Below are 13,908 nucleotides of genomic sequence, written 5' to 3'. Positions count from 1 at the left end.
GCGTGACGGCCGGGCGTCAGCGTGACGGCTGCTGGTAGGTGAGCTGCTTCACGCGCCGCAGGAACGGCGAGACCTCCACGTGCTGGACCCCGTCCAGCCGGCCGAGCGGGCCGCTGAGGTAGGCGTACAGGTGCGCCGTACTCCGGACCACGGCGGTGGCGATGATGTTGGAGGGGCCGGCGGTGGCGGCGGCGTGCGCGATCTCGTCGTGGGTGGCGAGGGCCTCGCCGACTGAGTGCAGGGCGGCCGGGGTGGTGGTGATCCACAGGACGGCGGCGACCGGGTAGCCGATGGCCTCGGAGTGGTACTCCACGTCGATGTAGACCGCGCCGGAGGCGAGCAGGGCGGCGAGGCGTCGTTTGACGGCGGACTCCGAACGGCCGGTGGCGCGCTGCAGTTCGGGGTAGGTGGCGCGGCCGTCCTGTTCCAGCGCGACGACCAGGGCCTCGTCCTCCGGGTCGATGCGGGCCGGGCCCTCGGTGGAGACCGGTCCGGGACCGAGAGCGGCGAGCTGGTCCGCGGTGAGCGCGGCGAACTTGCGGAGCCAGCCGCTCGGTCCGCCGTAGAAGCGGTGCAGCATCTGGTGGGCGCGGATCTCCATGACGCGCGGGGTGCGCGGGAGTTTGCCGAGCATCAGGTCGTCGCGGTCACCGGCGCTGCGCGGCCGGGTACCGAAGATCACCTCGGTGCCGCCCGCGGCGATGCCGATCCAGCTGGTGTCGGGGCGCTTGGCGAGCGCGTCCGCGACGGCCAGGGCGCTGTCGGGGACGCAGCGCAGCCGCAGGGTCCACTGGTCCTGCCCGAGGCGTTCGGCGTCCCGGACGGCGACGACCCTGAGGCCGCCGCCCTCCGCGCACAGCCTGCGGTAGCGGCGCGCGACGGTCTGGTCGGAGACACCGAGCACCGCCCCGAGCCGGCTGAAGGAGGCGCGGCCGTTCACCTCCAGCGCGTCAAGCAGCTGCAGATCGAGCTTGTCGAAGGTGTGGGATTCCATCTCCATGCGGCTCGCCCCTGTCGGATTTCGGCGCCGGGCGGCCTGATACCGCAGCGATCTGCCAAGCGCGCCCCATCGTACGGAGCACACAGGTGACAGAGGGAGTGGGGCAGATGCGTACATGGGGGCCGCTGACGGCGGTGTGCCTGGGCACGTTCATGTTGTTGCTGGACGTCACGATCGCGGTCGTGGCGCTGCCGGACATGGCCCGGGCGCTGGACGCGTCGCTGAGCGACCTGCAGTGGGTGATGGACGGGTACGCGCTTGCGCTGGCGGCGCTGCTGCTCGGGGTGGGGGCCGCCGCCGACGTGCTGGGGCGGCGGCGGGTGCACGTCGTGGGCGTGGTGCTGTTCGCGGGCGCGTCGCTATGGTGCGGCCTCGCGACCGGGCCCGGGATGCTGGTCGCCGCGCGCGGGCTGCAGGGCGTGGGCGCGGCGGCGATGTTCGCCACGACGCTGCCGCTGCTGGGCTCCGTCTACCAGGGGCGGCAGCGGTCGACTGCGCTCGGGGTGTGGGGCGCGGTCAGCGGGGCGGCGGCAGCGGTCGGACCGCTGGTCGGCGGGCTGCTCACCGACGGGCCGGGCTGGCGGTGGATCTTCTTCGTGAACCTGCCGGTCAGTGTGGCGGCGGTCTGGCTGACACTGCGGGTCGTACCCGAGTCGCGGGGCCGGCAGGGGCGGCGGGTCGACTGGGCGGGCACGGTGACCTTCGCGGCCTTCGCCGGGGCGGTGACGTACGGGGCGGTGCGGGCCGGGTCGCACGGGTGGACCGAGAGCGGCACGCTCGTCTGGTTCGCGGCGGCGGTCGTGGCGCTGGCGGCGTTCCTCACCGTTGAGCGCCGCGGTGCGGACCCGCTGCTCGATCTGAGGCTGTTCACGAAGCCCGCGTTCTCGGGCGTCATGGCGGGCGCGCTCGCCTTCAACGGGGCGGCGTTCGGTGTGCTGGCGTACATCTCGATCTGGCTGCAGACGATGCTCGGCATGAGCGCGGTGCGTGGTGGCGTGCAGTTCCTGTGGATGTCCCTCGCCTCGTTCGTGGTGGCGGCGGCCGGAGGGCGGCTGCTGCACGGGGTGCCGGCCCGGATCACCATCGGGGGCGGGCTGCTGCTGATCGGCGCCGGCCAGTTCTGCATGGCGGGCCTGGACGCGGACTCCGGCGCGAACGCGCTGATTCCGGGACTGGTACTGGTGGGTGCCGGTACGGGGCTGATGTCGCCCGGCCTCGCGGGCGCCGCGCTGGCCGCGGTGCCGCCGGAGCGGTCCGGCATGGCGGGCGGCGCGGTCAACACGTTCCGGCAGCTCGGGTACGCGATCGGCATCGCCCTCAGCGGCACGGTCCTCACCTCCCGGATGCAGGACACGCTGCCGCACGACGCGGCCCACGCCCTGGCGGGCGGCGGCGCCGAGGTGCTTGCCGGGACGTTCTCCGAGCCCACCCTGCGGGCGGCCTTCGCCGCGGGGCTCGACCGGGCGGCGCTGGTCGCCGGCCTGGTGGCCGTGGTCGCCGGAGTGCTGGTGCTCGCGCTGGTGAGGAGTCCGCGGACGGTGCGGGGCCGTGTGACGGATTCGGTGGCTCCGACGCTGACGGAGGAGGGGGTCGCACAGCGCGGCTGAGGGCACGGGGCCGGGGTCGACGGTCGTATTCCGGTCACTGCCGTGGCCGTAATCAGGTCGTACAGATTCGGTGGAGATTACGGCACCGAAACTTACTCAACCGTCAGCTTTCTGTCCGACCCTTCCCCATGTGAGCGCATTTTCCGTCACTGACCAGTGCATACGTGAGCACTGCTCGGTTTCCGCCCCCCTCCCGCCCGTCCCCGGGGTGGGGTAGCTTTCACGGCGCTGTGCGGAGCGTCACAAGAGGCGGGGAGCGGGGATTGCGCGAGTTCACCAACCCTCCGTTGGCGTTGGCACCGCCGGTGGGCGGACTGGCCGACGTCGTCTTCCAGCATGCCCAGGACGACCCGCTGCACATCGCGCTCGGCCGCAAGGACGAGACGGGCCGGTGGCGGGACGTGACCGCCGCCGAGTTCCGCGACGAGGTCCTCGCCCTCGCCAAGGGCCTGCTGGCCCAGGGCGTCCGCTTCGGCGACCGGGTCGCGATCATGTCCCCCACCCGCTACGAGTGGACACTGTTCGACTTCGCCCTGTGGACGATCGGCGCCCAGGTGGTGCCCGTCTACCCCACGTCGTCGGCCGAGCAGTGCTTCTGGATGCTGTACGACTCCGAGTGCACGGCGGCCGTCGTGGAGCACGAGGACCACGCGATGACCATCGCCACCGTCATCGACCGGCTGCCGCAACTGCGCCAGCTGTGGCAGCTCGACGCGGGCGCCCTGCAGGAGTTGTACGAAGCCGGCGCCCACCTCGACGACGAGGTGGTGCACCGGCACCGGCAGGCGGTCACCCCCGACTCGGTCGCGACGATCATCTACACCTCGGGCACCACCGGCCGCCCCAAGGGCTGCGTCATCTCGCACGGTAACTTCATGTACGAGGCGGACACGGTCATCGAGCGCTGGGAGCCGGTGTTCCACTCCAAGAAGGGCGACGAGGCGGCGACCCTGCTGTTTCTGCCGCTGGCGCACGTCTTCGGACGGATGGTCCAGATCGCCGGAATCCGCGGCAAGGTCAAGTTCGGCCACCAGCCGCAGCTGAACGCGGCCGCCCTGCTGCCCGACCTGGCCGCCTTCAAGCCGACCTTCTTCCTCGCCGTGCCGTACATCTTCGAGAAGGTGTTCAACGCCGCCCGCCGCAAGGCCGAGAAGGAAGGCAGGTCCGGGGCCTTCGAGAAGGCCGTCGCGGTCGCGGTGAAGTACGCGGACGCGATGGAGGCGAAGGCCTGGGGCATCGGACCCGGCCCCTCGGCCGGGTTGCGCATGCAGCACCAGCTCTTCGACAAACTCGTCTACTCCAAGGTGCGGGCCGCGATGGGCGGCCGCATCCGGCACGCGATGTCGGGCGGTTCGGCGATGGACCGCAAGCTCGGGCTGTTCTGGGCGGGCGCGGGCGTGCACATCTACGAGGGCTACGGCCTCACCGAGACCACCGCCGCCGCGACCGCCAACCCGCCCGAGCGCACCCGCTACGGCACCGTCGGACAGGCCATCCCCGGGATGACCGTGCACATCGCGGACGACGGCGAGATCTGGCTGCGCGGCGAGAACGTCTTCCAGAGCTACCTCAACAACCCCAAGGCCACCGACGAAGCCCTGCACGACGGCTGGCTCGCCACCGGCGACCTCGGCTCCCTCGACGAGGACGGCTATCTCACCATCACCGGCCGCAAGAAGGAGATCCTGGTCACCTCCGGTGGCAAGAGCGTCTCCCCCGGCGGGCTGGAGGAACGGGTGCGCGACCATCCGCTGGTCGCCCAGTGCATCGTCGTGGGCAACGACCGCCCCTACATCGCCGCCCTCGTCACCCTCGACCAGGAGGCCGTGGAGCACTGGCTGGCCATGCGCGCCAAACCGCGGATGACACCCGCCGAGCTGGTGCGCGACACGGATCTGGAGACGGAGGTACGGCGGGCCGTGGTCGCCGCCAACACCCTGGTCTCCCAGGCCGAGTCGATCCGCACCTTCCGCATCCTCGCCCAGCCCTTCACCGAGGAACACGGCCTGCTCACCCCGTCGTTGAAGCTGAAGCGCAAGGCGATCGAGAACGCCTACGCGGGCGAGGTCGAGGCGCTGTACCGGGCATGACGCGCTGCACCGGGCAGGACGCTCGGAACCGGCACATTCCAGCCGATTTCCTTTGATTCCCACCGATTCCCCGGTCAGGAATGCATTACGGCTCGTGATCGTTGACGATGGAGTACCACCTGACGACAACCGTAAGGATCAAGAGCTCGTGAGCAGCAAGGTCCCCCCGATCATCCTCAACAACGGCGTCGAGATGCCCCAGCTGGGCTTCGGAGTCTGGCAGGTGCCGGACGACGAGGCGCAGCAGGCGGTCACCACCGCGCTGGAGGCCGGGTACCGCAGCATCGACACAGCGGCGATCTACGGCAATGAAGAAGGCACCGGCAAGGCCATCGCGGCCTCCGGACTGCCCCGTGAGGACGTCTTCGTCACCACCAAGCTCTGGAACAGCGACCAGGGATACGACTCCACGCTGCGCGCCTTCGACACGTCGCTGGCCAAACTCGGCCTGGAGTACGTCGACCTGTACCTGATCCACTGGCCGCTTCCGTCCGCGGACAAGTACGTCGACACCTACCGGGCCTTCGAGAAGCTCCTCGCCGACGGCCGCGTGCGCGCCATCGGTGTGTCCAACTTCCTCACCGAGCACCTCGAGCGACTGGTCGCCGAGACGTCCGTCGTCCCGGCGGTCAACCAGATCGAGCTGCACCCGCACCTTCAGCAGCACGCCTCCCGCAAGTACCACGCGGAGCGGGGCATCGCCACCGAGGCCTGGTCGCCGCTCGGACAGGGCAAGGGCCTCCTGGAGGTTCCGGCGATCGTCGCCATCGCCCAGAAGCACGACCGCACCCCGGCCCAGGTCGTGCTGCGCTGGCACCTCCAGCTCGGCAACGTCGTGATCCCGAAGTCCGTGACGCCGTCGCGGATCAAGGAGAACATCGAGGTCTTCGACTTCAGCCTGGACGCCGAGGACCTGGCGGCGATCAGCGCGCTGAACGAGGACCGTCGTCTGGGCCCGGACCCGGCGACACTCGACGCTGCCTGACCTTTCCCGGCCTCGCGCCCCGGGACCGATACCACCTCGGTGGTGCCGGCCCCGGGGCGCTGCCATGTCCGCCACCCACGCGGGGGACGGACGCGGCCGGGTCGGCGAGCGGCCCCGGATCCACATGGTAGGGACTCGTTATTAACGGATTTCCTTAACGTGTTTCCCTACGGAAGGCCCCCTCGCAGTGCACCTCCGGACACTGACCCTCACCGCGCTCGCCGCCGCCGCCCTGCTCGCCGCCGGGCAACTCCCGCCCCCCGCGAGCGCCCACGCCGCCCCGCGCCCGACGCAGGCGCGGGAAGGCTCGGTCAGCGCGGCCGACCTGCTCGCGAAGGTGACGTCCTGCAAGCAGATCTCCCGCGGCAGGTACCGCACCGACGCCAACACCCGGGCCACGATCCCGGTGTGCGGCAAGAAGGGCGCTGTGTTCTGGAAGGCCGACATGGACATCGACTGCGACGGCCGGCGCACCGCGAAGTGCAACGAGCGGACCGACCCCTGGTTCCATGGAGACACCGCCTTCCGCCAGTCCGACGGCAGGCCCCTGCGCTCCGACAGCCTGCCGTACGTCGTCGTGCCTGCGGCGAGCGGCATCTGGAACCCGGCCCGGGCGGGCGTCAAGGGCGGCGGCGTGGTCGCGGTGATCCACGACGGGAAGGTCCGGTACGCCGTCGTCGGCGACACCGGTCCCACGAAGATCATCGGCGAGGCCTCGTACGCCACCGCACGGTCCCTCGGCATCGACCCGGACCCCGCGACGGGCGGCACGGGGCTCGGGGTGACCTACATCCTGTTCAGGAACTCGCGGGTGTCCCCCATCGAGAGCCGCAAGGCGGCGGCACCCCTGGGCGAGCGGCTGGCGAAGCGGTTCCTTCGCGACAACTGACCGCCAGTTGCCGTCAGTTGGGCTGCCCGATCGGCCGTACGACGACCGTGTTGACGTCGACGCCGGCGGGCTGCCCCATGGCCCACACGATGGAGTCGGCGATCTGGTCGGCGGTGAGCAGATGCCCGGGCGGCAGGCTGCCGTTGCTGTCCCAGAACGGGGTCTCCACCCGGCCGGGCGCGATCAGCGTCACGCCCACGCCGAACTCCGTCACCTGCCGACGGGTGTTCTCGGCGAGACCGGTCACCGCCCACTTCGTCGCCCCGTAGATGTTGCCCGGCGTCGGCACGAACCCGGCGACACTGCCGACGAGCACGATCCGGCCCCGGGTCTCCTTCAGGGCGTCGATCGATGCGCGGATGAGCAGGGCCGGACCGAGGACGTTGGTCAGCACCATCTCGGTCCATCCGGCGGGGTCGCCGTCCGCGACGGAGTCGTGGGTGGCGAAGCCGGCGTTGGCGACGACTGTATCCAGTCGACCGAATTCCTTGAGTGTACGGTCGACAGCCGACTGGATACTGTCGTACTCGGCCGCGTTGCCGGCGAGCGTCAACAGACCGTCGGGACGGCCGAGTTCCTCGGCGAATCCACGCAGTCGTGCCTCGCTGCGGCCGGTGACGGCCACACGCCCGCCGGCGTCGAGCAGCCGTCGGGCGACCGCGGCGCCGATGCCGCTGCCGCCCCCGGTGACGAGCGCGACCGGAGAGTCGGTCATGGTTCCCCCTGGGGCTTCGGTGGAGCTTGCGTTCGGGTTGATGACGGGGAGTCCATCAGTTGGAGCGCTCTCGAAGTCAAGTGGTCGGCGGTGGGGGTCGGTTCGGGGAGCCGGCGGGGACAGGGCCGGGCGCAGGGCCGGGCGCAGGGCCGGGCGCAGGGGCAGGGGGCAGTTCACGATCCGCAGGTGCCGCGGTACTCGGCTGAGGGGAAGTAGCGGTGCCACTCGGCCTCGGTCAGTCCGCGTTGTGCCCGCGCGCACACCTCGTCCGCTGCCCGGTTCGCCGCCAACGGTCGGCTGCGCTGGGCGAGATGAGGGGTGGTGATGCGCAACCGGCCGCCGTCCTCGGTGAACCGGAGCGTGCGGACCGGCCCGTCCCCGGCCGGCAGCGTGGCCGGCGGCAGGGCGGGCGAGGCCGTCTCCCACACCTGCACGGAACCGTCGGGCGCGCTGCCCGCGAGGAGCGAACCGTCGGCGGAGAACGCCACCGCCACCCCCTGCACAGTGGACCCGACGGCCCGCAGGACGGCGATCCTGCGCCAGGCGTGCGCGTCCCACAGGGTGAGGCGGCCCTGATAGTCGGCTGCGGCGAGGTATCCGCCGTCTTGGCTGAACGCGGCCGTGGTGAGGTAGTCCTCGCCGTCGACTCCCCGGGCTTCCTTGCGCCGCCTGCCCGTTGACGCGTCGACGAGCGTTCCCTCCGAGGTCAGCGCGGTGCGGCCGGTGGTGTCGACCGCCACGATCTCCGCACCGGCGACGGTGACGGGCGGTGTCGCGTCGGTGGCGGGCTCGTCCCGCCAGGTGCTTCCCGTCAGCCCGTGCAACGAGAGGGTGCTCACGACGTTGGTCCGTCCGCCCTCCCGGTAGCGCAGCACACCCTCGCCGGGGTCCAGCCGGAGGTCTCCGATCCCGGAGGCGGCCACGGGATAGGTGAGGAGCGGCTCGCGTGCGCTGTCGTCCGCCGGGTCGGGGAGGTCCGTACGCCACAGGGTGAAGGCTCCCTTGCCCCAGGCCAGGGCGTAGGCGCCGACGAACTCCACGACGTGCGCGCCACCCGCCATCGGCAGCCGGGGACGTTCCCGGCCGGCACGGAAGTCCCACGTCACGATCCCCTCGGAGGTGCCGGAGGCCAGCGCCCGCTGGTCGGAGGTGAAGGTGAGGTCCCCCTGGCACAGTGCCCGCTCGGTCGCCCGGGGCACCGGCGTGGTGACGAGGCGCCCTTCGGCGACGTCGAGGACCTTCAACTGGTCGCCGTCCTGCGCACACCAGGCGATATGACGGTCGTCGCGGCTCAGCACGGGCAGCGGGCCGTCGTCGCTGCCCCGCTCGTACCGGAACAGCATTTTCTGCCGCCGTATGTCCCACAGGTCGAGGGTCGCCCGGCCGCTGTCCGAGCCGCGGACGGGACGCCGTACCAGGAACGTGCGCCCGCTCGCCCCGAAGGCAACGTCGGTGTCTCCCCACGAGCCGATCGGCAGATGACGTGTGCTGCCGTCCGCCAGCCCGGCGATCACCATGCCGCCGCCGTCGGCGCTACGGTACGCGACCGACCGGCCGTCCGCGCTGACGCCGACCACCCGCTCGGACAGGCCCTCGCGCTCCACGGAACGGACACGCCGGTGCTCCGCCACGTCCCACTGCACGGCCTGGTCGTGGACGACGGTCGTCAGGATCCTGCCGTCCTGGCTGAGCCAGGCCGGGGCGTTGAGCGCGCGTGAGCCCACCTCCGGCTGGACGAACACGTCCTGTTCGCTCTGCGCCGCCGCCGTCCGCAGGGACTGCCGCGTCTCGGGCAGGTCGGCGGTACGCCACGCGGCGAGCGCCAGACGCATCGCGGTGCGCGGTTCGGTGGATCGCAGCGTGCCGACCAGCGCGGCAGCGCTGCGGGCCTCGGCCTCGTCGCGCTGCCGCGCACTGGCCTCGCTCTGCCGCCAGGCCGCCAGGCCCGCGACCACGGCCAGGCACAGCAACACGGCGAGCGCGCCGGACAGCGCACGCAGCCGGCGCGCGGCCCGGGTCGCGACCCTCCGACCGTGTTCGTACGCCGCCACACTCGCGGCCAGGAAGTCGCGCTCAAGGCGGTTCAATTCGCCTGAGGAGAGCTCCTCTTCGCCTCCGTCTCCGAAGGTTTCGCGCGCCTCGGTCAGCCGGGTGCCCCGGTAGAGCGCACCCGCCTCCCGGTCCAACTCGGTCCAGCTCCGGGCCGCTTCGGTGAGCCGACGGTGCAGACGCAGCCGGTCACGGTCCTCGTCCAGCCAGCCTCGCAGTCGTGGCCAGGCGCCGAGCAGTGCCTCATGGGCCAGGTCGACCGTGTCGCCGTCGACGGTCAACAGCCGACCGTCGACAAGGCGTTCCAGGACACGGGCGGTCGTCTCGTCGGCGTCGAGTTCTGCGCGGCCGACGGGGCGGCGGGTGTCCTCGGTGCCGTCACCGGGGTTCACCAGGCGCAGCAACAGTGCGCGCAGGGCGGCCGCTTCGGCGGGCGTGCACCGGGCGTGGACGGCTTCCGCGGTGTGCGCGACGGCCCCCTGGACGCCACCGACGGCCTCGTAGGCGGCCAGGGTCAGCGTGTTGCCCACGCGACGGCGCCAGACCTCGCGCAGCGCGTGTGCCATCAACGGCAGACCGCCCGGTTCACCGGCCACGTCCGCCACGATCCGGGCGGTCAGGGCACGTTCGACGACGAGCCTACGGGCGGCGGCCGGCCGCACCACGGCCTCCCGCAACGCCCGCGGCGACATCGGCCCGACGAGCAGTGCGGAGTCCCGCAGCGCCTCGGCGAGCGGCCCGTGGTCCGCGCAACGGCCGTAGAAGTCGGCGCGCACGGCGATCACGACGCGCAGCCGGGAGGCCGGGTCCGTCGCCGCGAGCAACCGGGAGAGGAAGAGACCGCGTTCGGCGGCGTCGGCGCAGAGCGTGAAGACCTCCTCGAACTGGTCGACGACGAGGAGTGTGTCGCCCGGTGTGTCGTGCGGGGCGAACAGGGCGTCGTGGGCGCGGGCGGGGTGGGGGCCCGGGGTGAACAGCCGAATGGCGGCGAGGTGCGGCGGGACGGGGTCGACTGTATGCAGTCGACTGACGCCTGTTGTCGAGTGCGGCGCCGGGCGACCGTCGGCGGTATACCGTCGCCGGTCGCCGGTCGTCCTCTGCGGGGAGCGGATACGGTCTGCTGCTGCATACCGTCCACCGTCATCCGTCGCCGGTCGCGACGCGGGAACACCGGCGACCGCGTACCGCCGACCACTCTCGGCCGTAAGCCGTAACGCCGGCACCAGCCCCGCCCGCAGCAGCGACGACTTGCCGCTCCCCGACGCGCCGACGATCGCCGCGAACCGCGTGCGGGAGGTGAGCCGGAGCAGTTCGGCGATCAGCTCGTCCCGGCCGTGGAAGTGCTCCCCGTCGCCGGTCTCGAAGCGGGCGAGTCCCGGGTAGGGGCTGTCGTCGCCGTCGGTGCCGTCGGACTCGCGGGCGTCGGCCGAGTCGGCGACGGCTTCCCGCCAACGGTCCTCCCACTCACCGGGGTTGCCGCCGCACGCGGTGACGTAGGCCAGGAGGACCGGCAGGGTCGGCAGCCGTTCGCCGGACGCGGCGGCGGAGAGCGTGGGCGCCGAGTAGCCGGCGCGGTGTGCCATCGCACGGTAGGTCGGGGTGCCCGCCTCGTCGCGCAGCTTGCGCAGTTCGTAGGCGAAGCGCTGTACCGCTCCCGCCCCGGGGTCCAGCGGTTTCTCCCGGCGTCCCATGCGTGTCTCCCCCTCGTTCACGGCCGTCCCCCACGCCAACGACCAGCTTGAGCGGATTGATTGGTGCTCCGTACCGGGGCTGCCCAACAACCCGCCGACGCCTGGACTCGTCGGTGCACGCAGTCGCACGGCCCGCTCGCAGGGCCTCGCGCTTCCCGCCTCGCACCGGAGTCAGCCATCGCCGCCACACATACTCCAGGACTTCTCCTCGGGCATGCCCGGTTGCCTCCCGCGCCCACTGTCGCCCCTGGTGCACGCGCCCCGTGGCACACGCTGGTTCCGGTCGCCCTCTCCTTCGCTCTCGGCCTGTGGGGCCTCCGGCGGGAGGGGAGCATGTGGCGGGACGAGGTGGTGACGTACGACATGGCACGGCGTTCGCTGCCCGACCTGTGGGCGACACTGGCCGAGGTCGACGCCGTGCACGGGCTGTACTACCTGCTCCTGCACGGCCTGTTCCGGCTGTTCGACGGGGCGGATCCGCTGCTGGTGCTGCGTCTGCCGTCGGTGCTGGCGACCGCCGCGGCGACGGGGACGCTGGTGCTGCTGGGGCGGCGTCTCGCGGGACCACGTACGGGGCTTGTCGCCGGGGTCGTCTTCGCGCTGCTGCCGCCGGTGCAGCGGTATGCGCAAGAGGGTCGATCGTATGCACTCGTCTGTGCCCTGGTCGTCTGGGCGTCGTACCTGCTGGTGCGAGCCGTCCGGCGGCGCACGGGCCGGACCTGGGCCGCTTACGGCGTGGTCGTGCTGGTCTCGTGTCTGCTGCACGAGTTCGCGGTACTCGCTCTCACCGCGCACCTGGTGGCGCTGCCCCGCGCGGCCCGCCGGACGGGGGTCCTGGTGGCGCTCGCGGTCTGTGCGGGCCTCGCCCCGCTGGTCGCGCTGAGTACACGCCAGTCGGATCAGGTGGCGTGGATCGGCGGCGTCGGGGCCGGCGCCCTCGTGGGCTTCGTCGGGGTGACCGTGCTCGGAGTGGCCTGCGCGGCACTGGTCGGGGGCGGCGGCCGAAGCCGGGAGAACGTGGGGCTCACCGCGCTGGCGCTGCCGCTGCTCATCCTCCCCGCCCTTCTGCTCCTGCTGGTCTCACTGGTCAAGCCGCTGTACGTCGACCGCTACGTCCTCTACGGCCATGCGGGCACCGCGCTGCTGGTCGGTGCCGCGCTCGACCGGCTCGTCCGCGCGGCCGGCCGGATCCGGGCCGTCGCCGTACTCGCCGCCGGGGCTGCCCCACTGGCACTGCTGCCGATCACCCTTGAGTTGCGCACACCGCAGAGCCGTACCGACGACGTCACCGCCATCGCCGCGGCCGTCCGCTCGATGGGCGGGGACGCCGACGGGGTCGTCTTCATGCCTTCCCGGCGCCGGGTTTGGTCACTGCCCGACCCGGGGGCCGTGCACGGCCTGCGCGATATCGCCCTGGACCGTGGTCCGGTCGCCTCGCACACGCTGTACGGCACGGAGGTGCCCGCCACCGTCATTCGCGCCCGGATGCTGACGACGGCGCGGATCCTCGCGGTGGGCGACCCTTCCGGGCAGCCGGTGGATCGTGTGCCGCAGGAGGCGGTCAAGCGGCAGGTCCTTGCCACGTACTTCGTCGCCTGTCGTACCCGGCACGCCCAGGGGGCTCGGATCACGGTGTACGCCCGGCCGGGCCACTGTTGACCGACCTCCCGCGGTCGGTAGAACGCATCCCGTATACGCGGTGGTGCATACGGGATGCGCCCACGCGGTCGACGGTCCACGACCGACCGACGACCGCCGACAGACCGCCGACCGACGACCGCATCCCGTACACACTCATCCAGTACGCACAGCCGTGTACACCGTATGCGCCGCCAGCACGAAGACATCCGGCCGAAGGTGCACGCTCGCCCGGTCCTCAGGATCAAGGAGCCGGTCGAGGGTGGCACGGTCGGTGGCGTCGAGGCGGTCGCCGAAGCCGTCGCGGAGGCGACGGAGTGAGGCGGCGACGTAAGCGCGGGCCCGGTCGGTGGTCGGGGCGGGCAGGTCGAGCAGGAAGCTGCGGGTGCCGGTCGGCCGGAGGCCGGCCGCGGTCATCAGCGCCGGCCAGTCCTCGGTCTCGGCGACAGCGCCGGGCAGGTCCGCGCGCATCCTCGCGAACCACTCCTCCTCGAGCGCGTCGAGGCGCGCCTGCAGTCCGGGCCGTCCGATGCCGATGTCGCGGGGCAGGAACCGGGCGGGCAGGCCGCCCTCCAGGAGGGCGAGCGTGCCACCGGGTGCGAGCCGGGCCGCGAAGGCGGTGAGGGCGGCACGCTGGTCGCCGAGGTGGTGCAGGCTCCGGCTGGCCCACAGCAGGTCGGCGGGATACTCCAAGTCGTCGAGGACACCGGGCAGTTCACCGACGCGGGTGTCGAAACGGTCGGCGACACCGAGACGCCCGGCCCTGGCCCGGGCCCGTTCCAGCAGCGGTTCGGTGCCGTCGACGGCGACGACCCGGGCGCCGGGGAAGGCGTCGGCGAGCAGGCAGGAGACGACGCCGGGGCCGCTGCCCGCGTCGACGATCAGTCCGGGATCGGTCTGCTTGTGGCCGAGCCACGCCAGGGCTCGCTCGTACAGGGGGGTGAACAGCTCCGCCTGGTTCTCCAGCAGCGGGGCCATCTCGTTCCAGTCGATGTCCGTGTCGCCGTGGCCGTGACCGTGCCGGTGCCCGGGGCCGTGGCCTTGCCCGCCTCGGCCAGGCTCGTGATCTTGGCCGTGGCCGGCGTCGTGGTCGTGGTGATGCGCCATGGGTATCAGCCTCTCGTCCGGATGCGGCAAGGGTGCGCCGACGCACCGTCGTGAGGCCACCGCTGTTGCCGCGACAGCAAAAAATCGGCGCGCCATGTCCCATCGGGAGGCGCCAGTGGCCGCGAGAAAATGAGGTG

General features: G+C 72.1%; 9 protein-coding genes. 5 read left to right on the top strand and 4 right to left on the bottom strand.

The genetic code is table 11. The features are described from left to right. Positions 1 to 16: 16 nt before the first annotated feature. Positions 17 to 1,000 carry an Lrp/AsnC family transcriptional regulator gene (locus ACFWWR_RS00130; RefSeq protein WP_383874051.1) on the bottom strand — a complete coding sequence of 328 codons (984 nt, stop codon included), beginning with the start codon at positions 998 to 1,000 and terminating at the stop codon, positions 17 to 19. Between the two features lie 107 nt (positions 1,001 to 1,107). On the opposite strand from ACFWWR_RS00130, the gene ACFWWR_RS00125 reads away from it, so the two are divergent. From ACFWWR_RS00125 to ACFWWR_RS00110, 4 genes are all read left to right on the top strand, one after another. After that, on the top strand, positions 1,108 to 2,607 hold the full coding sequence (locus tag ACFWWR_RS00125; RefSeq protein ID WP_384301087.1) for an MFS transporter: 1,500 nt from the start codon (positions 1,108 to 1,110) through the stop codon (positions 2,605 to 2,607). Between the two features lie 263 nt (positions 2,608 to 2,870). Then, entirely contained in the window at positions 2,871 to 4,697 is a 1,827-nt protein-coding gene (locus ACFWWR_RS00120) for an AMP-dependent synthetase/ligase (protein WP_384301085.1), read from the top strand. A 148-nt stretch (positions 4,698 to 4,845) separates the two neighbouring features. After that, positions 4,846 to 5,682 carry an aldo/keto reductase gene (locus ACFWWR_RS00115; protein WP_383874043.1) on the top strand — a complete coding sequence of 279 codons (837 nt, stop codon included), beginning with the start codon at positions 4,846 to 4,848 and terminating at the stop codon, positions 5,680 to 5,682. A 187-nt stretch (positions 5,683 to 5,869) separates the two neighbouring features. Beyond that, the gene (locus tag ACFWWR_RS00110) at positions 5,870 to 6,571 is read left to right on the top strand and encodes a glycoside hydrolase family 75 protein (protein WP_383874041.1); all 702 of its coding nucleotides are present in this window, start codon (positions 5,870 to 5,872) and stop codon (positions 6,569 to 6,571) included. A 13-nt stretch (positions 6,572 to 6,584) separates the two neighbouring features. Here ACFWWR_RS00110 and ACFWWR_RS00105 read toward each other — a convergent pair whose 3' ends face one another. Together ACFWWR_RS00105 and ACFWWR_RS00100 are read right to left on the bottom strand one after the other, a co-directional pair. Then, positions 6,585 to 7,286, bottom strand: coding sequence for an SDR family oxidoreductase (locus ACFWWR_RS00105; RefSeq protein WP_383874038.1), 702 nt, complete (start codon positions 7,284 to 7,286; stop codon positions 6,585 to 6,587). A gap of 173 nt (positions 7,287 to 7,459) precedes the next feature. Further along, positions 7,460 to 11,026, bottom strand: coding sequence for a hypothetical protein (locus tag ACFWWR_RS00100; protein WP_384301083.1), 3,567 nt, complete (start codon positions 11,024 to 11,026; stop codon positions 7,460 to 7,462). Between the two features lie 333 nt (positions 11,027 to 11,359). Between ACFWWR_RS00100 and ACFWWR_RS00095 the strand changes: the two genes are divergently transcribed. Beyond that, positions 11,360 to 12,685, top strand: a complete 1,326-nt coding sequence (locus ACFWWR_RS00095) for a glycosyltransferase family 39 protein (protein ID WP_383874033.1) — start codon at positions 11,360 to 11,362, stop codon at positions 12,683 to 12,685. A gap of 135 nt (positions 12,686 to 12,820) precedes the next feature. Here ACFWWR_RS00095 and ACFWWR_RS00090 read toward each other — a convergent pair whose 3' ends face one another. After that, a complete protein-coding gene (locus ACFWWR_RS00090; RefSeq protein WP_383874031.1) occupies positions 12,821 to 13,771 on the bottom strand; it encodes a class I SAM-dependent methyltransferase in 951 nt (316 codons plus the stop codon). Between the last annotated feature and the right edge of the window lie 137 nt (positions 13,772 to 13,908).

This window comes from Streptomyces sp. NPDC058678 (assembly GCF_042714835.1).
GTDB lineage: Bacteria > Actinomycetota > Actinomycetes > Streptomycetales > Streptomycetaceae > Streptomyces.
The sequence above is the reverse complement of the archived record's forward strand: the minus strand, read 5'-3'. Positions and strand labels throughout refer to the sequence as shown.